Source organism: Sphingobacterium sp. SGL-16, from assembly GCF_011043515.1.
GTDB lineage: Bacteria > Bacteroidota > Bacteroidia > Sphingobacteriales > Sphingobacteriaceae > Sphingobacterium > Sphingobacterium litopenaei.
In genome coordinates this window covers 1-21043 of the sequence record NZ_JAAKGQ010000004.1, presented here as the reverse complement: position 1 = coordinate 21043, position 21043 = coordinate 1, and the positions used below count along the sequence as shown (strand labels likewise).

Annotated in this window: 17 protein-coding genes and 1 riboswitch; of the genes, 2 read left to right on the top strand and 15 right to left on the bottom strand. The window is 36.9% G+C overall.

Going from position 1 to position 21043, the window contains the following annotated elements:
- Positions 1 to 41 precede the first annotated feature (41 nt).
- The 10 genes from G5B32_RS02510 to G5B32_RS02465 form a co-directional block, all read right to left on the bottom strand.
- Complete coding sequence (locus G5B32_RS02510) at positions 42 to 1211, bottom strand: AGE family epimerase/isomerase (RefSeq protein ID WP_165289981.1); 1170 nt, start codon at positions 1209 to 1211, stop codon at positions 42 to 44.
- Between the two features lie 7 nt (positions 1212 to 1218).
- A complete protein-coding gene (locus G5B32_RS02505) occupies positions 1219 to 2151 on the bottom strand; it encodes a DUF4434 domain-containing protein (RefSeq protein WP_165289980.1) in 933 nt (310 codons plus the stop codon).
- Positions 2151 to 2831, bottom strand: a complete 681-nt coding sequence (locus G5B32_RS02500; protein ID WP_165289979.1) for a GDSL-type esterase/lipase family protein — start codon at positions 2829 to 2831, stop codon at positions 2151 to 2153. The genes G5B32_RS02505 and G5B32_RS02500 overlap by 1 nt, the downstream gene beginning before the upstream one ends.
- Before the next feature lies 1 nt (position 2832).
- Entirely contained in the window at positions 2833 to 3516 is a 684-nt protein-coding gene (locus G5B32_RS02495; protein ID WP_165289978.1) for a GDSL-type esterase/lipase family protein, read from the bottom strand.
- A 17-nt stretch (positions 3517 to 3533) separates the two neighbouring features.
- Positions 3534 to 4934: a DUF5009 domain-containing protein gene (locus G5B32_RS02490; RefSeq protein ID WP_165289977.1), complete on the bottom strand. Its 1401-nt coding sequence runs from the start codon at positions 4932 to 4934 to the stop codon at positions 3534 to 3536.
- A gap of 11 nt (positions 4935 to 4945) precedes the next feature.
- The gene (locus G5B32_RS02485; RefSeq protein WP_165289976.1) at positions 4946 to 5830 is read right to left on the bottom strand and encodes a hypothetical protein; all 885 of its coding nucleotides are present in this window, start codon (positions 5828 to 5830) and stop codon (positions 4946 to 4948) included.
- Between the two features lie 2 nt (positions 5831 to 5832).
- Positions 5833 to 6726, bottom strand: a complete 894-nt coding sequence (locus G5B32_RS02480; protein ID WP_206366767.1) for a hypothetical protein — start codon at positions 6724 to 6726, stop codon at positions 5833 to 5835.
- Positions 6727 to 6729: 3 nt separating this feature from the next.
- Complete coding sequence (locus tag G5B32_RS02475; RefSeq protein WP_165289975.1) at positions 6730 to 7923, bottom strand: copper amine oxidase; 1194 nt, start codon at positions 7921 to 7923, stop codon at positions 6730 to 6732.
- A gap of 63 nt (positions 7924 to 7986) precedes the next feature.
- Positions 7987 to 9840 carry an FAD-dependent oxidoreductase gene (locus G5B32_RS02470; protein ID WP_165289974.1) on the bottom strand — a complete coding sequence of 618 codons (1854 nt, stop codon included), beginning with the start codon at positions 9838 to 9840 and terminating at the stop codon, positions 7987 to 7989.
- 210 nt (positions 9841 to 10050) lie between these two features.
- Positions 10051 to 11346 (bottom strand): MFS transporter, encoded by a 1296-nt coding sequence (locus G5B32_RS02465; protein WP_317166071.1) that lies wholly within the window; start codon positions 11344 to 11346, stop codon positions 10051 to 10053.
- 214 nt (positions 11347 to 11560) lie between these two features.
- On the opposite strand from G5B32_RS02465, the gene G5B32_RS02460 reads away from it, so the two are divergent.
- Entirely contained in the window at positions 11561 to 12790 is a 1230-nt protein-coding gene (locus G5B32_RS02460; RefSeq protein WP_165289973.1) for an ROK family transcriptional regulator, read from the top strand.
- Here the strand turns inward: G5B32_RS02460 and G5B32_RS02455 are convergent.
- Positions 12787 to 14028 carry a hypothetical protein gene (locus tag G5B32_RS02455; RefSeq protein ID WP_165289972.1) on the bottom strand — a complete coding sequence of 414 codons (1242 nt, stop codon included), beginning with the start codon at positions 14026 to 14028 and terminating at the stop codon, positions 12787 to 12789. The two genes, G5B32_RS02460 and G5B32_RS02455, sit on opposite strands and share 4 nt — an antisense overlap.
- A gap of 98 nt (positions 14029 to 14126) precedes the next feature.
- On the opposite strand from G5B32_RS02455, the gene G5B32_RS02450 reads away from it, so the two are divergent.
- Positions 14127 to 15797, top strand: coding sequence for a glutamine--tRNA ligase/YqeY domain fusion protein (locus G5B32_RS02450; protein ID WP_165289971.1), 1671 nt, complete (start codon positions 14127 to 14129; stop codon positions 15795 to 15797).
- Between the two features lie 33 nt (positions 15798 to 15830).
- Here the strand turns inward: G5B32_RS02450 and G5B32_RS02445 are convergent, their stop codons facing one another.
- The 4 genes from G5B32_RS02445 to G5B32_RS02430 all read right to left on the bottom strand — a co-directional run bounded on the left by G5B32_RS02445 (position 15831) and on the right by G5B32_RS02430 (position 20897).
- Complete coding sequence (locus tag G5B32_RS02445; RefSeq protein ID WP_165289970.1) at positions 15831 to 18821, bottom strand: DUF2723 domain-containing protein; 2991 nt, start codon at positions 18819 to 18821, stop codon at positions 15831 to 15833.
- A gap of 119 nt (positions 18822 to 18940) precedes the next feature.
- A complete protein-coding gene (locus G5B32_RS02440) occupies positions 18941 to 19897 on the bottom strand; it encodes a methylenetetrahydrofolate reductase (RefSeq protein WP_165289969.1) in 957 nt (318 codons plus the stop codon).
- A gap of 55 nt (positions 19898 to 19952) precedes the next feature.
- Positions 19953 to 20049: riboswitch (SAM riboswitch) on the bottom strand.
- 95 nt (positions 20050 to 20144) lie between these two features.
- Positions 20145 to 20567, bottom strand: coding sequence for an OsmC family protein (locus G5B32_RS02435; protein WP_165289968.1), 423 nt, complete (start codon positions 20565 to 20567; stop codon positions 20145 to 20147).
- Between the two features lie 15 nt (positions 20568 to 20582).
- Complete coding sequence (locus tag G5B32_RS02430) at positions 20583 to 20897, bottom strand: GNAT family N-acetyltransferase (RefSeq protein ID WP_165289967.1); 315 nt, start codon at positions 20895 to 20897, stop codon at positions 20583 to 20585.
- Positions 20898 to 21043: the final 146 nt, after the last annotated feature.

Genomic DNA, 21043 nt, shown 5'->3' with positions numbered 1-21043 from the left:
TTATTCATTCAGAAAAATTGTCTTAATAGTGATATTCAATACTATATAATAGCCGGAACCTTAGATTCCAGTGCTTCATAAATTTTATACAATGCTCTAGGAACATGGAAACATCCTTTCCATTTTCCTCCTTTAAGAGTTAATAAAGGCTGACCTTGTCTATTTAAATACCCGTACCACTCCCCATATACAGGATCCGAGAATTTAGAAAAAGTATATGCATCCAGTTTCTCAAACCAAGCTTTACATTGTTCATTACCCGTGTACGCATAGCCTTTAGCCATACATACCAAAGCTTCTAGATGTACCCACCATAATTTCTGATCCCACTCCAACTGTTGTGGTGGACGGTTTAAAATATCTTTGAAGTATAGAATGCCTCCGAATTCCTGATCCCAACCGTATTCTAGTGCGCGAATTGCGATTTGAATACATTTATCCATCAATTTGGCATCTCCACGGCGATTCGCTAAGTCCATCATAAACCACATCGCTTCGATGATGTGCCCTGGATTTACCAAACGTCCTTCGAAGGTATCCGAAAAAGAGCCATCCAAATGCACACTCTCCATAATCAAACCGCTTTCTGGTTGATAAAACACCTCCATCACTTCGTGGATGATTTCATCAATTAGCTTTTCTACAGTTTGTGTCCCCACGATATGTTCTAGCTCTAAAGAAAGATTGCTCAAAATCATAGGCAGAGAAAAGCCTTTGAGATTTCTAGTACCTGGATAAGCTTTGTTGTATTTTCCTTTTGGATTAACCTGTCTTTCCAGGATACGGTTGAAAGTATCGACTGCAACTTGAGCGTATTCATCTTTATTGGTGATTTTGTACAAGGATGCTAATCCCATTGTCGCAAAACAATCCGAGAAAATGTTGTAAGGCTGCACTAAAGGTTTTCCTGTACGATCTAAGGCAAAGTACCAATCGCCATTCGCATCACGTCCATGATCTAGGATGAAACGTGCACCATGTTCCCCTATCGATTTCCATTCTTCTTTGGCTTGCACTTTGTCGTACATGGTAGACATCGTCCAAATCTGACGGCCTTGAAGCCACATGAATTTGTCCGTATCAAACACAGAGCCATCACGCTCTAGGCATGTAAAATATCCCCCAAATTCTTTGTCTATTGAATATTTCTCCCAGAATGGAAGTACATTCTCTAATAATTCACTTTTATATTTTTTAACAAATTCTTCCATCACCAATCTATAGCGTTTCTATATATTCTTTATATCTATTGTACAAATGTCCAGCTTGCAAATACGCAGACTGTGGACTCATAAAATGTGAAAACTCGAAAGTAATCGCCTTATCGTATCCTGCACGTCGCGCCGCATCCAGTTTCAGTTTTAACTTCTCAAATTTGATAGGTAAAAATTTAATAGGCATATCACGATCAAATGACTCTGCATTTGTCCAACATTGCATATTGTATTTATCCGCCAACTTTTTATTGATTGTAAAAAAGTCCTCCAACTCGTGGTAGTCAATGTGTCCATCTTGGAAAGCTACTGCGTCTACAGAAGTATGGATTTCATGGAAAATCTCATTCCATTCTGTTTCATGTTGCTCCAAAGACACGACGTCATTTTTGGTTAAATTCGAGGATGCAGCCATTACCGCCTTTTTGCCGTCGATCCAAGGGGAAATAAAAGTAGGTAGACCGCCACTTACGCCTTTACATTGCTCACCTAGGATACGGAATGCACTTGCCGCTCCTTTAGTCTGACGGCTGATTTCCATACTTAAGTACCAACCCGCAAAGCTTGAATAGTGCCCGTATTTTTGCCATACCTCATCGATGACATATCGATTAGCATCGATTTCATGTTGCATCACACCAGTATCCCAATATTTGCCACTGTCATAAAGCCCAAAATAAAATTTCAGTCCATGTTTCTCGGCCAATTGCAAATACATTTCTACCAAATCCACTGGTGGTTGATAACAGCCATATTGATCTTGCAACCATGCGGAAGGATAGGTAATGAAACGTCTATACCCACTTCTGATCAAAATGACAGTATCTATTCCTATCGCTTTCATATGAGCGAAATCTCTATCCCACTCTTCTCTACCCCAGTTTTGGTGAGGTATGTCATGACTTATCTCGTCAATAAAAGTTCCCGTTATCCTCATTATAAATACTTCTTATCTTTCAAATATTTTGCCCATGCCAGGTAAGCGTCAATGTTTACATGTATGCCGTCATTGGTATACTCTGACTTCAATTCATAGTCATTCGCCAACACTTCCTTTACATTTACATATTGCACCTTATATTTTTTTGCCAATTGAACAATACCATCGTTCAATGCTCTAATATTTTGTTCTCTACCGCGTTGGTAATCATATTGGATCTTAGCCTCGTTGAGAGGCAATGTACTTTGTATATATATCCTCGTTTTGGGGCTTATTTCTTTAATGATTTTGATGATTTCTTCATAGTTTTTCAATGTCCATGATGTAGCATGCCCCCGCCCGATATCATTTATTCCCATCATCAAAAAGATTTTCTTTGGCTTGCATGATACCGCGTTTGCTACACGCGCCTTCATCCCAAATGTATTATCACCTCCAATACCACGATTAGCAATTTTATAGTTCGAAAAAAGCTCATGCCAAGGTCCTCTCTCGGTAATACTATTACCAAAAAATACCACATCGACCTTAGTCTTCTTTATGTTTTGATACAGTTTTTCGCGTGACTCATAGTACCAATTTTTGTAAGTGCTGTCTTGAGACATATCTTTTGTATTCTGTGAAAAAGCAACTTGTCCCACAAATAGCGTAAGAATGAATGCAATACAATATTTCATGTTATAATACCTTTATCTTTTTCAAATAATCTACTACTTCAATGTATGCCGCAACTTCCAAGTGGATTCCGTCTGGTGTAATTTCCTCCCGAAGCTGACCCTTTTTGTCCGTTACTATCTCATGAAGATTTACAAATTGAATATTCTTTTTCTCGGCAGCAATCTTTTTCAATGCGGCATTCAAAATAGCGACATCTGTATTTTTCACTAATTTAAACGCCTCGATAAGTTTGCTTTCATTGATAGGCAAAATGCTATTTAAGTAGATTTTAGTTTTTGGAGATTCCTTCTGTACCTTCTCTACTATTCTATAGTAATTCTTGATGATGTAAGAAGTAGGCACTCCCCGTTTCAAGTCATTTACACCGATCATCAAAAATATTTTTTTGGGCTGATGTCTGATTATTTCATCCAAACGAGCGACTACGCCAAATGAAATATCCCCACTAATTCCTCTATTCAAGATTGGTAATTCAGGAGCGATATCATTCCAACGGCCTGCATCTGTCAAACTATTCCCCACAAAAACAATTGCGCCTTTACGAACAGGGAGTTTATTAAACATCTCTAGCTTCTCCGTGAATCCAGAAAAGATGTAATTACTATCTACTTTAGTTGCCTCCTGTGCGTTCACTTGCGCTAGTGCGAAAAGACCACATATGACAGCAAACAAGTTTTTTTTCATTTCAAAAACAGTTAATATTAAGATCTCCAAAACCACTTTTTATCCGTAGCTATATTGGTAATCCATATCATTAAAAACATAAATAATACCGTGCGAATCAAGCCTAGAAAAGGACTCTCTGCGGCTAAATTGTCCAGAATGGGCAGTACTTGAATCAAGCCCAATACAGGGGTAATACAAAATGAGGTCACACAATACGCAATCATGGGATTTTGCCCACATTTAACCAAAGCACTTATCACCCTATTAGAAGAATGTACCTTAGTCAAATAATCGCAAGTAACATAAAAGATGAAGGCAAGGCCGCTAGTTAAAAACCAATATGAAAATGACGAAGGATCTTTTTTGATTCCTCCATCTAATGGTTCAAAAAATAAGGCAACTGTCGCAAAAGCTAATCCCCATCCTAATAACACTTTGTAAAACCAGATCTGTCCTTCATTTTTATTGCGGAAGTACCATAGATATAAAGCAATGAACAAAAAGTGACCAGCAAGATTAATTGACAATTCACGTGTATATAAGGTAACCACATGAAATACCACGAAAGCAAAACTCGCCAAAGCTACAACGCCCGCGGATTTCACTTCTTTTGGCTTATACAATTTGTTTGTAACTTCCTTGTATTTTAATACCAAATCTCCTAAAATAGAGCCTGGCAATACAATGCATAAATATTTCAGGAAAGAAAAATTATAGAACCATTTGATATCTGGATGAAAATACCAAATTGTAGCAGTCCAGCTTCCTTCAAGAGAATGTGTAAACCAGATGCCCATAAAGGCAACCATAATAGCTATACGCAGGTAAAAGTTAGAAGCCGTAAACAACCAACATGCCGATCCAAATACAGCCATATTTGACAGCACCAATATGATTATATTGTTTTTACTTTTGCTAAATGTATTTCCTAGGATTTCGCTATGGTAATAAGTTAATGCAGCAATTATTATAAAACCTAATAGCTGTAAACCATATTTCTTAAATGCTGTTCCCTCAAATCGCATAAACACCAAGAAGAAAGAAAAGAAAGTAGCTAAGGAAGTTAGATAATTTACCCAAGGTGCAGCAGTAAGGTTTGCAGGTGTCAAATAGGCTAATGCAATAGCAAAGAAAACCAATAACGCTCCCCTGCGCAAAAGTCCTTGTACAATGGTTAAGTATTCCTTATTCGCTAACTTAGTTTTGAGTGCAAAAGGGAAAGCAGCACCCATGGCAAATAGAAAGAAAGGAAATACCAAATCTACCCAAGTAATCCCAGGGTTATTAGGATTGAACGTAAAATCTGGAGGTCCCACCTGAGCGTGATACATCCAGCCGGGGAATTCGGCAGTCCACGGAATCACCGCAGCCAACACCATCCCAAAGATGGCTAGACCACGCAAAAAATCCACACTCAAATTTCTATATTTTACCATAGCTATTGGTCTTAAAAGCCTATACCACTAATAGTAATCTCTTCCGCTCCCACTTTAGCTTCTTTTGATGATTGATTCACCTCAAAGAATTTCACATCTGGACAGCGCATATTGGTAAATCGGCCTGCATGCATCGGCACTTCTAAACGCTTTCCATTTTGCATTCTAATCAGTGTAGTGTAAGACCATTTCGCATCCGATACCTTAGTTTGCGTTGGTTGAGCGGGTTTCCCTTCATTGCGAACTTGATCAATCGCATTGACACGTTTGAAGTCCCCGATTCCGTTTAAGGTATAACCAGCACATTCGTAAGTTTCCTCAAAATGTTTTCCCGCACCTTTCACACTAATCTTCACCAATCCATCTTTCACCACTTCAACCGACATTTCTACTTTTTCTCCCGGATACCAATAAAATTCCTTTTTGGCAGGAGCATAGATCCACACATCTTTTTGTCCTGATTTATGATCGGTTCTTCTAAAAAATGGTCTGAATGCTAACCTTTCTTTAGAAACACTACCATCCTCATGTTTTATTACTTCCCAAGTCAAACCTATGTCTGTCTCCTGTCCATCCATATGTCCGCCCATGTAAACAGAAGGATTATCCAAATATTGACCTGGCTTAGCCGAGTTTTTTCGTGACTCATCAAACTTAATAGTCGGTAATGTTACCTCTCCTTTGATTCCTATCCAATGATCTCTACTACTTACCGTTTTACGGTAATAAGCTCCTTGAAAACATGTATACGAAAATTCAGGCTTGATCTCATTATCCAAATACGTCCACTTTGATGAAGTAGAAGCATTTACATTGCCCGCCTCATCTGGCACCTTATTAGCACAACCAATAGTGAAAAATACCGACGAAAGGATTAAAATTGATTTAATATTCATCTCTAAAATCCTTTCCCGCTGATTGAAATTGTTTCTGCGCCAACTTTGGCTTCTTCCTCGTTTTGCTCTATAGAGAAATGTTTAGTAGCTGGACAAAGCATACTCGTCATACGCCCATTGTGCATTGGTACGACAACGCGTTCTCCTTTTTGACGACGTATTAAATTTGTATAAGACCATTTCGAATTACTAACCACTGCTTCTGTATATTGCGCTGGCTTTCCTTCGTTGCTTACTTGGTCAATCGCGTTGACACGCTTGAACTCACCCACACCTGTCAATGTATATCCAGCCGCTTCGAAAGTTGTCTCATAACTTTTCCCTGCTCCTTTTATACTCAATTTCAAAACACCATTCGAAATTACTTCTACGGACATTTCAACTTTTTCGCCCGGATACCAGTAGTATTCCTTTTGTGCTGGTGCATTCACATACAAACTTGCTTGACCAGATTTGTGTGAAGCACGACGAAGGAAGGGACGAAAAGCTACTCTTTCTTCTGATACCGCGCCATTTTCGTGGCGGATTACTTCCCAAGTCAAACCGATATCTGTCTCTTGACCGTCCATACTTCCACCCATATACACCGAAGGATTATCAAGGTACTGCTTAGGTTTAGCTGGATTAAATCTGATTTCATCGAATTTGATAGTTGGTAAAGTAACCTCACCACTGATACCTATCCAAGTATCTTTACTACTCACCACTTTGCGATAGTAAGCTCCCGCAAAACAAGCTAATGAGCTTGCTGGACGAACCTCGTTCTCTAAAAATGTATATTTCTCCGTTGGTTCGGGATTCGGCTTTGTTTCTTCAGGTGTAGTCTTAGAGTCTTCACCCTTACTACAAGCTAACAACAAGCAAACCAGAGATAAATTAATAATACGCTTAAACATCACTTATAAATTAACTGGGATTAGTACTAAAGGTGTTGGTAAACAAGACGCTCCTGGAGGAGAGTAAATGAAATCAATTTCTTGAATCTCTTTTGTAGGATCTGGTTTATAGATTTCCACTAAAATAGCTTCTGGAGCTGCTTTAGTAATCAAGGCATTGTTGGGTAATTGACGAACAGTACTAGACCCATCAGGGTTCGTCAAACTCATTGTCAAACCCATTCCGCCACACCATTGGTTATCTGCCGAGCGTGAATTCCAAGTTACTAAAGCCAAACCTTTACCCTCTGTACTTTTCCACTTGATTTTCGTGTGGTACATCACACCGTAGTTACCTGCGTTCTTTGCAAATTCTTTCTTCTCCCCAATAGTACCCGTGATCCAAGGATCAGTTTTTCCATCAGCAATAACTAATTGTGTCACGCCACTGGCTGTACTAATTGTATCTGTAGCCGTAATCTTGTAATTCGAAACTCCAAAAATTCCACGTCCTGCATTGGCATGGCTATGCGGAATTACAGTTTTAATCTGCGCATACGCTTGTGGCCCCGATTTCTCAGGTGATGTCTGCAATACACTGATCTGAGCAGGTTGATCTACTACAAATTCATAGAATCCATGTACCAATTCATCGTAGCTTACAATATTTTTTTCCAATTGTTGGTCGATAGAAACAACTTCTCCTGGTTGGATAAAGCGTACATCATTCTGTACATCAGATTTGAAATAATCTTCCAAACCTTTTTTTCCAATTTCAAAATAATTGGTTGATGGTTTTTGAGAAGAATACTTTAGCATACGCAAAGTCATTTTCTCTTTACCTGTATTTTTAATTACTGCCGTAATCTTTGTTTTTATCTGTTGAGGCTCTTTTACACCATTTACATTGTATACATACAATCTTACTGCTCCAGGAGCTACATTTTCTTGCATTGCAATAGCTTCGGGAACACGGATATATTCGGGATCGTCTGAAATAAGAAACTGTGGACTTGGCAACACCTCTTTTGTGTAATTAACTGTAGGATATGCAGTGGTCAAAAATTCATCCAAGATGACCAAATTACCAACTTTAGCCTTTTTGATAACTTGCTCCACTTTACTTATAACTTTTGGATTATTGAAATCTTGTGCTTTTGAAACTTGATATGTTCCTAAAGCCCCCAACAAAAGAGAATAACACAATATTTTTTTCATTTTCATAGATTTATAATTTTGCCCAACATGGTCAATGAAGGGCAAAAAAAGGTAGATAGATAATTATTTTAGATTTCCAGAATGGTCAATTTCTTTTTCGAAAAGTGCAAGATGCGCATCCAACAACACCGAAGTATACCTTCTGTTTAGAAGAGCACTTTCTCCTGTTACAACTGGTAGACCTTGTTTCTTCAATAATGTATTTACTTGCTCCAAAGAAATTTCCTTCTTGATTTCTTTCATCAAATCCTGGAAGCCTGCTACTGTCAATGCTTTACCTGAAGCTGTCCACACACTATTTAATACTGGATAATAAAGACGCAAGCCCTCCATCAATTCATACTCACTAATCTCTCTTTCCGGGTAAAACCAAGTTTGATTAGCCCATTTGTAAGGCACTCCCACAGCTTTAATTACACCTGTTGCACCTATTTTATGCAAGACTTTAAACTGAGGATCCGTAGTAGGAACATCAAAATATGGCATGATATACGCTTTATGATCTAATAAAGTAGATTGTACATCACGAATAGATACTTGAGAAGGCAATTTATTTTGTTTCACAGAAAGCGCCGCCAATACACCTGACGCTTGTCCTATTCCTAACACTACAGGTTGAAGACGCGTCGCTCCATTAACGATATTTGTAGAACCTATACTCTTTTCAGCGATAATCAATCCCTCATAATCTTTAGGTAATAATACACCTAACGGAACATTGTAGGATGGAACACGTATTTTCACAAAATCAATTTCTGGGGCATTACCATATTTATAATGATGATGATCAATTGGATAATCACCCACAATAACACCAGCACGGTAGTACTTTTCTGGCGTTTCATACGGCGTCATGATATGTTGCAAAGCAAACAAAGATTTACCTACAACACGTCTTGATTCTCTGTGATAAGGAATCATTGGGAATCCATCTTTAGTAGGATACTCATCGAAATCAATACCTAAATTTTTGAAACCCAACTCATGCTGAATATAATATACAAAGCGTAATGTCATTTGCTTTGCTTCTTCCAAAGCGTTGACGCGCTCTTCCGGAGATTTTTCAATAATGTTTAAGTAGATATCATTTCCTTTTTTAGGCCAATTGATCATAAACTTATTATTTGGCAATCTACCATAAGTCAACATCTTGAAACAATCGTTGTTGTCCTTATTGAATGTTGCAGGGTCGGAGACATCACAACAGCCAGCAAATTCTTCTTTCGAATAATTTTTAGGTTTTTTAATCGTCTTATTAGCGTTGGGGCCAAAATCTTTTAACGTAACTACATACGTCATGTCTTGAATAATATCGTTCGCTTGATCCAGTGCAAACGGCTCTTTAGTCAGATCTTTGCTATCCATACCTAAATAATAAGGCACTTTTAATGAAGCCATCACATCACCTAGTTCGGTTGCATCGATCAATACTTTACCTTCAATAGTATGAATTTTATTTTTGGAATCTGCGTACGTTAACACCCAATCGCCATTCTTTTTTTCTGCAGATTTCCATTTACTTTCATAAAGCACCTTGACATTTGGCTCTGCCGCAACCATTTTTTGCAAGATTTGATTACCTACCTTAGGTTCAAATAAAGTGTTACTTACCCAGCCTGTTTCAACAGCTGCAGGTCCGCCATAATAAGCATACAGGTGACTACGAAATTCCCCCCATAAGCCCGAAGGCATATTATGATTTCCATCTATCGCAGACACTCCCGCTGAGGTCAACATCCCTCCTAGCCAAACTGTCTCCTCTATAACAATAGACTTTACTCCTAATCTAGCCGACTGAATCGCCGCCATAGTGCCACTCGCCCCTCCTCCAACAATAATTACATCAGTTTTTAATTGTGCGTAAGCAGAGGTTAATGTTATTACAAAAAGACTAAAGAGAATAAAAAATTTACGCATTATTATGGTTCTAAATGTTTAACGTTAGTAGCAGACCTAATTGTTAGAAAATTTATGAGGTTAGAAATCATCTAAACCTGAAATTTACTTTTTTAGGTAACTGACGCTAAATAATAAAAAATTATTCAAATTGACAATATATATTTTAATTTTTTTTAAAATATATATTGTCATCCCAATAAATAATAATATCTTATTAAGAAATATAATTTAATTTTTACTCATCTCTTCCTCTTCTTCATCGGGCTTGCGTAAAGGCACAAACCATGATACAAGAAAAGCAGGAATAGTAGAAATTAGAACCCATATAAAAAATGTTTTATACCCCATATGATCACTTAGCACCCCACTCAACATCGAAGGCAACATAAAACCCAAATTAATCAGTCCACTACCAAAAGCATAGTGAGCCATTTTATATTTTCCTGGAGCAATATTTTGCATGGTGAACAAAATTATCCCCACAAAACCAAAACCATATCCAAAATATTCGACGATTACAGCCGTAGCAATAACCACTAAATTAGTAGGAACAAAAACAGCTAAAAATGCATATGCCGCAAATGGAATATTGAAACAGGCACACAAAGTCAATAAAGTTCGCCTATTTAACCCCTTCTTAGCCACATAATTACCAGCCAAAATAGACCCTAAAACGAAAGCGATTGCCCCGAAAACTCCATACAATAAACCGATTTCTGAAGTACTTAAACCCAAGCCACCTTCAGCACGATCCGCCTTAAAAAACAAAGGAATAATTTTAATTGCTTGACCTTCAGCAAAACGATAAAAAACGACAAACAATAAGCTATACCATATATTCTTCTTTTGAAAAAAAGTGATAATCACATCTTTTAGGGTCACAAAACCTTCTTTTAACGTAGTGGTTTTAGCTTCTTCTTGGCTATTCGGCAAAGCTTTTGCATTATATAACCCCAAACCAACCATCAAGATTCCATAACAAAACATGACAACCATCCAAGCGTTTGAAATACCGATCCTTTGTTCCAATTCGCCCGCCAAATACACCAATACGCCTCCAGAAAAAACTTTAGCAATATTATAAAAAGCACCTTGCCATCCCACATATTTCGCCTGATTTTTGGCATCCAACTCATTTAAATACACCCCATCGGCGGCTGTATCATGCGTGGAAGCACTCAAAGCTATAATAGTCAAAACCGCAATTGAGAAACTGAAAAAATGATCCAATTGTAGCGTTACTCCTACTAATCCAAATAATATTCCAGTGAAAATTTGCGTGACATACACAAAGAATTTCTTCGTCTTGTACAATTCCAAAAATGGTCCCCAAAAAGGTTTTAGCGTCCACGGCAACATGATTAAAGAAGTCCAAAATGCGATCTGAGCATCAGAAACACCCATATTTTTGTACATGATTGAACTAGCTCCAGACAATGCGACAAAAGGCAACCCCATTGCAAACCATGTAGTAGGTATCCAAGATATTGGATGAATGGATTTTTTATTCGATTCGTTTTTCACAGATTAGGTTTTTGTAGTGTAATGTTTTAATATCTAAAATTAGGATTTCAACTAAAAATAATTTAGATTTACTATAAATTAGCTTTTAGCTACAAATAGTTTTCAATTATATTTAAAAAAAATGAATTATTAAAAACATATTATTAAATATTTTTATAAACTTTTATTACTTAGCTAATTTGATTAAATAAATGTATTAAGCCTAACAAGTTATATGACATCTAACTTTTTTAAAGATATTCACGAGGCAAATAAAAATGGTGTTGCCTACAAAAATATTAGACTTAAGAAAAAGATATTAGCCTACTTTGCCACAAACGAGACTGCTACTATTGCAGAATTGAGTAAAGAGTTCAATATAAGTATTCCTAAAATTAATGAGTGCGTAAGCGAACTTATCGAGGACGAGCTCGTGAAAGATTACGGTAAGACAACTTCTGCCGTAGGTCGCAAACCGAACACCTATGGTCTGGTGGCAAATTCCGCTTATTTTATAGGGGTACAAGTTGGTATTGACAACTTAAGTATCTCTATGATCAATATGAAAAAAGATATTGTCTCCAAAAAAGATAACATCCCTTATTTATTGGAAAACAATGAGCAATCTCTTTTGGATATTTGTAAAGAGATCAATGAATTTATCGCGAAACACAATATCGTAAAAGAAAAAATATTAGGTGTGGGTATTAACCTTACCGGACGCATTAACTACAGAACGGGTTACTCGTATTCCTATTTTAATTTTTATGAGGATCCTTTATCTAAATTGTTTGAGGAAAATATTGGCATTCCCACATTCTTGGAGAATGACACCAAAGCGCTTTCCTATGCAGAGTTTAGTAGCGGAATATTAACCGATGAAAAGGATGCTTTATTTATCAATGTCGACAACGGTATTGGTCTAGGCATAATGATTGATGGAAAATTATATTATGGTAAATCTGGGTTCTCGGGTGAATTCGGACATATCTCCATTTTTGATAACGATATAATCTGTAAATGTGGTAAAAAAGGATGTTTGGAAACAGAAGCTTCTGGTTATGCTTTAATAAGACGTGTGACAGATCAAATTAATGATGGAGCTACTAGTAGTTTGACCAAAAAATTCAAAAAAATTGAGGAGATCAAACTAAATGATATTATCTCCGCAGCCAAAAAAGATGATAACCTTTGTATTGAAGCTATCAATTATATCGGTGATAAGCTTGGACGCGGTATTGCTTCACTTATTAATATCTTCAATCCAGAATTAATTATAATTGGTGGAGTAGTTGCCAAATCCGAAGAATACCTTAGTTTGCCATTGAAAAATGCAGTAAACAAATACTCGCTGTCAACTGTAAACAGGGACACCAAGATAATTTTATCTTCAAAAAATGATAACCTAGCCTCTTTTGGCGCTTGTCTATTATTGCGCGATCGTTTACTAAATGTTACGGACTAACGATAGATCGTAGCACCATCCTGACTTACTTTTTTCACAAAGGGCGCAGCATATTTATCAAACAATACAGCAAATTCATATCTGGAAATAACCTTTGAGGGATCAAATTCACCCTTGAAGGTTAATTCTTTATTCCATTTATTTTTCACTTCTACATCCAATTCTTCCGCTCTAAAAGCCGTGAATTTAATTAGATTTAAAGCATCTTGAACGGTTAAAAATTCTGGAGTATTGTCTACGAACCACAATTGTGCCCGAGAATAAAATTGATTTACTATGGGTTTAATATCCGATACTCGTACCGAATCTGCTAAATCAAATGCGGGCTTACCCTCGCTCGTGCTTAAAGGAAGTATTCCGGCAAGATACATTCTTTGCAACGATATAAAATTCTTGTCTTGATAACTCACATCTACCGTAGGTAATAATCGGCTTCTAAACATCAGTAATTCATTTTGCAACGTACGCAAGTCTATTTTGTCTGTAGTAGTCTTAAAAAAAGTACAATAACCTGCAATAGCCCCCATCACCTGTCCATATGCCAATCTAAAATTAAGGTTATCTCTTTCTATAAAATCATTCCCACCTGCTACAAAAAAATTATCCTTTTGGCTTATCAAATCTCCCAACCTCGAAACCACTACCTCACCTTGCTTCTCTCCTACCAATACGACACTTCTAGCATCGGCTATTGTAAGCGCATTCGCTCGCATAAACTGAGCTTGTGGCAAATTTTCAACTTTAGCTTTGGATGCTAATGTATGACCAATGCTGGCGTCCATAACCACATGAACTGCATAATTGCTTTTGTTGGACAAAGTCACCTTCCAACTTTTCGAATGTTCAATATTTACAACATCCTCACCATTAAGTATTGTTAAAAATAAATTATCTGCTGTAAGCACATTATAAGATTGCCTTTTTCCGTTCAGGATAAAACTATTCGTGGAGTCTTTTTTACTTCGTTCTTCTTTTATGAATTGATTTACCACACCTCCATCTATCAGCTTTCCTTCTTCTGAACTTTTAAGCTCAAACTTATCTTTCTCAAAAGAATACGAGGCAGGATTTACCCAAAGCGTAGGAACACCAGAAGCTGCCGATTGCAAAGCTGCCACATAGGCTTCTATCGTACTGCCGTAAATTAAAATAGCTGGTTTTTTAGGTTTAGCAATAAGCAATATAGGCAGACTGAAAATTAATAAAATCCAGTATCGAGTGCAATGTAGATTATTCATATCCTAATTTAAAAACTATTTAGATTTATTACGACATAGTCCTATATATTTTATACGCAACATTCCTATATTTAGCAATATATAAGTAACTTTGCACCATGATAGAGGAAGAAAAATCATTAAATTTTATTGAAGAAATTATCGAAGAAGATCTTCGAACAGGAAAACATGATGGTCGCGTATTGACGAGATTTCCTCCTGAGCCAAACGGCTATCTTCATATTGGCCATGCCAAATCCATCTGTCTTAACTTCGGATTGGCACAAAAATATAATGGCAAGACAAACCTTCGTTTTGATGACACAAACCCTGTAACTGAGGATACTGAGTATGTAGAAAGCATCAAAAACGATATCCAATGGTTAGGCTTCCAGTGGGCTGAAGAATTATACACTTCGGATTATTTCGAAACATTATATGAATATGCTGTCACGCTAATCAAAAAAGGATTGGCTTATGTAGATGACAGTACAGCAGAAGAAATTGCAACAGCAAAAGGCACACCTACAGAACCTGGTGTTCCTACACCAAACCGCAGCCGTTCGGTGGAAGAAAATTTACAGCTCTTCCAAGAGATGCGTGATGGAAAGTATCAAGATGGTGAGAAGGTGCTACGTGCTAAAATAGATTTGTCTAATCCAAACATGCACATGCGTGATCCGATTATTTATCGTATCAAACATGCCCATCACCACCGTACAGGAGACAAATGGTGCATCTATCCAATGTATGACTTTGCACACGGACAATCGGATTCCATAGAAAAAATCACGCATTCCATATGTACATTGGAATTTATTCCCCACCGTGCTTTGTACGATTGGCTGATCGAACAATTAGAAATTTTCCCTTCTAAACAATATGAATTTGCGCGTCTTAACATGACTTATACCGTAATGAGTAAGCGTAAATTATTACAATTGGTAAACGAAGGTCACGTAGAAAGCTGGGACGACCCGCGTATGCCTACTATTTCAGGGTTGCGTCGTCGTGGCTATACACCTGCAAGTATTCGAAATTTTGCGGAACGTATCGGTATCCAAAAACGTGAAAATATGATCGATGTCAGCTTGTTGGAATTCTGTATCCGTGAGGATTTGAACAAAACAGCTTGGCGCAGAATGGCGGTATTGGATCCTATCAAATTAGTAATTACAAACTATCCTGATGGAAAAGTGGAAGAGCTTGTAGGAGAAAATAATCCAGAAGTAGAAGGTGGCGAAGGTTCACGCATTATTCCTTTCACAAAAGAATTGTGGATTGAACGTGATGATTTCATGGAAGAGCCTCCTAAGAAATTCTTCCGTTTGGGACCAGGTCTTTCAGTACGTTTGAAACATGGATATATTGTAGAATGTCATGATTTCAAAAAAGACGAAAATGGAAATGTAACAGAAATCCACTGTAATTATATTCCAAATTCGAAATCTGGCGAAGATACTTCAGGATTGAAAGTAAAAGGAACTATTCACTGGATTTCTACAGCACATGCTAAAGAAGCAGAAGTACGTTTGTACGACCGTCTATTCCAAGTAGAAAACCCAGCTGCGGAAGAAGATTTCAAAGCATCTTTAAATCCAAATAGCTTGACTATTATTCCAAAAGCGTATATCGAACCGGATTTGGCAAATGCTGTACCAGGCAAAGGTTACCAATTTATTCGCTTAGGATATTTCAATTTGGACACTAAATCTACACCAGAACATCTGGTTTTCAATAGAACAGTTACTTTGAAAGACTCTTGGGCTAAAGAAGTCAAAAAAGGATAAACATACAGAAAAGGAGGTCAAAGACCTCCTTTTTTAATTACTTAAGTATTTATTCTCAATACGCTGAACTTGTGTAATTAGCTTCTCGTTTCCAAGAGCATTAGCAATCTCTTTATATCGATTTAAGGAGTCAACCGTGGTATTTATTTCCAATCGATCGAATCCTGTAAGTTTATCTGCCTTTCCCACTAAATAGTTTAAATTTGATTCGATATAATCAATATCACGACTGGCAATCAGTTGAGCCTTTTCTTTTTCTTTTACTTTAATCAACGTATCCACAACTACAGCATTAGATTGCACATGATGTATATCAACTATACGTTTTGGCATATGCTGCAACGCTAACAATGCAACGTTCTTAGCTTCTTGCAAGCGTTCTTCTTTTACTAAAGAATCCAATGTGAGATTTACGGTTTTATCAAACAAATAACTCTGTACAAAACGTCTATAATCCACATCATAATGTTCAAGATCTGATATACTTCCATAAACATATTTTGAAGTTACATTTCGATACAAGGTATCTGTATTCACCAAAGAAATTTCATTTTCAGGCTGTTCTTTTTCAATGGGCATTAATCGATAGACTAATCCTTCATTTACTAAATATTTGTCTAGACCAATAAAATTTTCAGACCCCAACATATTGGCAAAATAAATCGGACGTTCCCAATTATTATGTAGTATGATGGAAAGTAAACTCAATTCAGATTTTGTAACATACGGTTTGTTATAACTCCATTGCATCACCTCAGCGATGTCTTTTTCCCAAGATTTTGGAACGACTTTATTACGCAGTACTGAATCTTTATCTATTATCATTTGGATATTTTTAGTGGGCAATACATTTACATATTTTCCATTAGATAAGGGCAATTGGTTGCTTTGATTATCAGAAAGCATAACCTCTAGAAGGGTGTCCAAATCAACATATCCATCCACCTCCATATCGTAATAATGGATTACATCACGTATACCTTTCTTGATTTTATCAGGATGAATATGAATTGGTGCGGCCTGAGCCAAATTGATGTCCTGCATGGTTTGTTTAACATACCAATCTGACTGAAGATAACTCAAATTCACTATCCGAACATCGGTCCGCACACCCTCTACTTCTTGCAAATACCACAAAGGAAAGGTATCGTTATCTGCATAAGTGAAAAGTATAGCATTGGGCTCGCATGATTCCAAATAGTTGTACGCCATATCACGCGTCCACGTACGATCGGAGCGATCATGATCATCCCAATTTTGATACGCCAAAATCCCCGGACCAGCTACAAATACAAACGCTAAAGAAATGCTAGCGACTACTTTATTCGCATATATCCGTCGTAAAATATCTAAAACTGCAATTGCCCCTAGTCCAATCCAAACGCTAAACATGTAGAAAGAGCCAGCATAGGCATAATCTCTTTCACGCGGTTGCATCGGAGTTTGGTTTAAATAAATGACAATTGCTAATCCCGTAAAGAAAAACAATAAACCAACGATAAAACTGTCACGTTTAGATTTTTTATAATGCCACACCAATCCAAGAATTCCTAAAAACAAAGGCAAGAAATAATATACATTACGTGAAGGATTCTCATAGTTTTCGTATAGGGATTCCTTTCCTAATCGCGTGTCATCTAAAGCTGAAATACCCGCAATCCAATTTCCATGAATCGCACTACCATGACTGGGTTCATCATTTTGCCTGCCAACAAAATTCCAAAGGAAATAACGCGCATACATATGGTTTACCTGATACGTAAAAAAGAATTTCAGATTACCCCACATGGTTGGAGCTTCATCCTGATCTAATCCCGTATAGTATGAATAGAAAGGAGCTTTATCCGCACTCCATAAACGTGGAAAAAACATTTCATTATCATAAGCATACTTACCTGGCGCATCTATCCTTGTATATTTTTCCTCATCTTTTCTATACGTATGGTTTTCCTGTACAGCAATAGGTTTTGAATTATACGTAGGTCCTTTGATTAGCGGTTCTGAACCATATTGCTCTCGGCTTAAATAACCTAAGAATGAAAACGCATTGTCTGGAGAATTATTATTTAAAGAAATATTGGTTTGTGCCCTGACCAAAAGCATTGTATAGGAACTAAAACCAAATAAGACAAAACAAAGGGATAAAATGGACAGATGTAGTATCACTTTTTTCTTTTGATTAGCGTAATATAATCCCAAAACTATTAGCGAAATTAAAAGAACAATGAATACCAAAATGCCAGACCCAAATCCCAATCCCAAACTATTCACAAAGAATAAGTCAAAATAGGCTGCCAATTTTACACTATATTGAATCACACCCCAAAGTATAAATGCTAGGATAGCAACGCCGATTCCCAACGTTGTCAACACACCTTTTAGGGAAATTTTAGCCGTCTTTTTGAAATACACCACCAAAGCTAATGCAGGAATCGTCAATAGATTCAATAAATGCACCCCGATAGATAAGCCCATTACAAATGCAATGACCAATAGCCATCGGTTAGCGTCGTCCTGGTCGGCTCTCGCTTCCCACTTCAATATCAACCAAAATACAGTTGCAGTACATAAGGAAGACATTGCATAAACTTCACTTTCCACTGCAGAATACCAAAAGGTATCCGTAAATGCATAAGCCAAAGCACCAACAAGACCAGCCCCAAAGATCTGGATATTAGTCGAAATGGAAGATTTAGAGAAAGATATGTTTACAGCTTTTCGAGCCAAAGCAGTAATCGTCCAAAAAAGAAAGGTAATCGTCAGTCCACTGCAGACAGCAGATCCAACATTCATCCAAAACGCGATTTTACTGACTTCCCCTCCTGCCAAGTTGCTAAAGATATTTTGAACCATCAAAAATAAAGGAGCACCTGGCTGATGGACAACTTGCAATTTATAGGCAGAAGCTACAAATTCTCCAGTATCCCACCAACTGTTAAACCGATCAGCTGTAAGGACATACACTAGTGTTGCTACTATTCCGCAGAACCATCCCAAAAGAATGTTGATTTTATTGTAATTCATAATAGTTGTTTAAGGCGTGTTGGAAACTATTATAAATTTAGAGGAATTGTAATAGCTAAAGTGTTAATTAACAGATTTTAACACCCATAAAAAAAGCTTCCACAAGGAAGCTTTTTCTGTTATGCTAATTTTTCTACTATTCGTTTTGTAGGACCTGGATTACTCATCGTATAAAAATGCAATACAGGAACGCCAAATTCAATCAATTCCTTACACATATTGACCATCCATTCATTGCTTACCTTTTGCACGTCAGCATTCGTTTTACACGCTTCCACCGCATCACTTAATTCTTCTGGAATATCTAAGTGAAATATTTTAGGCAAAGCAATTAATTGCTTTTTCGTCGTCAATGGTTTCAAACCTGGAATAATAGGTACATGAATATCATTTTCACGGCATTTAACTACGAATTCCTTATATTTCTCAATGTTATAAAACATCTGTGTCACAATAAATTCCGCGCCCATCTCTACTTTTTTCTTCAGCCATTTGAAGTCGGTATTAAAGTTCGGAGCTTCAAAATGTTTTTCGGGATAACCCGCAACACCTATACAGAAATTCGTTTTCGAACTATTTTCGATATCTTCATGTAAGTATTTCCCGCTATTCATATCAGCTACTTGGGCTAATAAATCCGTAGCATACGCATGACCTCCTGTAGTAGGTATAAAATCAGGATCACCTTTACGTGCATCACCGCGCAAAACCAATACATTATCGATTCCCAAGAAATCTAAATCTATCAACGCGTTTTCGGTTTCTTCTTTCGTAAAGCCTCCACAAATCAAATGCGGCACAGCATCTACTTTGTATTTGTTCATAATCGCAGCACAAATAGCAACCGTCCCAGGACGTTTACGATAAGCCACACGCTCCAATAATCCATTCGCATGTTGTTTGTACAAATAATCTTCGCGGTGATAAGTTACATCTATAAACGGCGGGTTGAATTCCATCAATTCATCCATGGTATTAAAAATACTCTGGATACCTTGGCCTTTTGCAGGAGGTAATAATTCGAAAGAAAACAGCGTTTTTCCTTTAGCGTTTTTAATATGATCTACGATTTTCATGTTTATTCTTTTCGTTCAGGCTAAGAGAAAAGACACGGAGGTACGGTCTATCCAAAACTTATCTTTCCCTCAGGGTAGAATGTAGCACCTTGACTATGGTCAGGTTGCTAAGGCTTCAGCGGGTCTATTCCCTCTGCCTTTCTCTATAAGCTCCGCTAATATCGGTGTATTAACTCAAAAGTTAAAATATAAAAGAAAAAATATTTGCGAAATCTACAACAAAATCAACGTAAATCTTAAGATTTTATTAGTCTTCAAACGTAGTTTCTATTAATATTTCATTAGAAAGGATTTTATTGACAGGACAAGCCTCAGCTATAACCATCAATCGCTTTAAATCTTTTTGTGCGATATCCTTATTTTCAAAAGAAATAGACTTACGAAAAGTAGCTACCTTGTCTGTAGTATTATGTTCCAATTCGACTTTTACGTCAATCCTTCCTAGATTAAATCCTTTCCTATCGGCATACATTTTCAAGGTCGCTACTGTACACATTCCCAAAGAAGAAGCCAACAGTTCGTAAGGATTGAATCCTGTATCCTGCCTTCCTACCGATTGGGGTTCATCTCCTATTATTTCTTTACCATTTGCGGTAATAGAAGTTATATAATTTACGGCACCAATAGAGGCAGCAACTTCATAAGTAATTAGTTTTTTCGTTGAATCCATAATTTAGGCGAGCTATTAAACAAATTTGGCTTTATAATCTTCGCGGACAATTCTTACCCATTCCGGATGTCTTTTTATGTAAGCTACCACCAATGGACAAAGCGGAACTAATGTTATCTTATTATTTTCAAGATAAGCTAAGGTTTTTTCAATCAATGCTGTAGCCACTCCTCGACCAGCTAACTCCTCAGGACTTTCTGTATGAATTAAGGTGATTACTCCATTTCTCTCCTTGTAATCAATGAACGCGGTATAAACATCGACCGTTAGTTCAAAACGTTTGGAATCTTCATTTTTAATCACTTTTAGATTTTCATATTCAGGCTTCATAATGCTGTACTTTAAGTGCTTCTATTTAAATATTATAAAATTAAATTACATTACAGAAAATTACTTTTCCACAACTAAACAAACATATTTAAATAAATGGAGGAAAAAATTAATCTAGAATAAGAAAACTGAAGGAGAAACAACAA

Excerpts from the sequence above, each read along its gene's own strand:
- G5B32_RS02430 (WP_165289967.1), bottom strand. The coding sequence starts at position 20,897 with ATGAAGCCTGAATATGAAAATCTAAAAGTGATTAAAAATGAAGATTCC.
- G5B32_RS02445 (WP_165289970.1), bottom strand. The coding sequence starts at position 18,821 with ATGAATTACAATAAAATCAACATTCTTTTGGGATGGTTCTGCGGAATA.
- G5B32_RS02440 (WP_165289969.1), bottom strand. The coding sequence starts at position 19,897 with ATGAAAATCGTAGATCATATTAAAAACGCTAAAGGAAAAACGCTGTTT.
- G5B32_RS02450 (WP_165289971.1), top strand. The coding sequence starts at position 14,127 with ATGATAGAGGAAGAAAAATCATTAAATTTTATTGAAGAAATTATCGAA.
- G5B32_RS02500 (WP_165289979.1), bottom strand. The coding sequence starts at position 2,831 with ATGAAATATTGTATTGCATTCATTCTTACGCTATTTGTGGGACAAGTT.
- G5B32_RS02460 (WP_165289973.1), top strand. The coding sequence starts at position 11,561 with ATGACATCTAACTTTTTTAAAGATATTCACGAGGCAAATAAAAATGGT.
- G5B32_RS02495 (WP_165289978.1), bottom strand. The coding sequence starts at position 3,516 with ATGAAAAAAAACTTGTTTGCTGTCATATGTGGTCTTTTCGCACTAGCG.
- G5B32_RS02510 (WP_165289981.1), bottom strand. The coding sequence starts at position 1,211 with ATGGAAGAATTTGTTAAAAAATATAAAAGTGAATTATTAGAGAATGTA.
- G5B32_RS02470 (WP_165289974.1), bottom strand. The coding sequence starts at position 9,840 with ATGCGTAAATTTTTTATTCTCTTTAGTCTTTTTGTAATAACATTAACC.
- G5B32_RS02455 (WP_165289972.1), bottom strand. The coding sequence starts at position 14,028 with ATGAATAATCTACATTGCACTCGATACTGGATTTTATTAATTTTCAGT.
- G5B32_RS02435 (WP_165289968.1), bottom strand. The coding sequence starts at position 20,567 with ATGGATTCAACGAAAAAACTAATTACTTATGAAGTTGCTGCCTCTATT.
- G5B32_RS02480 (WP_206366767.1), bottom strand. The coding sequence starts at position 6,726 with ATGTTTAAGCGTATTATTAATTTATCTCTGGTTTGCTTGTTGTTAGCT.
- G5B32_RS02485 (WP_165289976.1), bottom strand. The coding sequence starts at position 5,830 with ATGAATATTAAATCAATTTTAATCCTTTCGTCGGTATTTTTCACTATT.
- G5B32_RS02475 (WP_165289975.1), bottom strand. The coding sequence starts at position 7,923 with ATGAAAAAAATATTGTGTTATTCTCTTTTGTTGGGGGCTTTAGGAACA.
- G5B32_RS02505 (WP_165289980.1), bottom strand. The coding sequence starts at position 2,151 with ATGAGGATAACGGGAACTTTTATTGACGAGATAAGTCATGACATACCT.
- G5B32_RS02490 (WP_165289977.1), bottom strand. The coding sequence starts at position 4,934 with ATGGTAAAATATAGAAATTTGAGTGTGGATTTTTTGCGTGGTCTAGCC.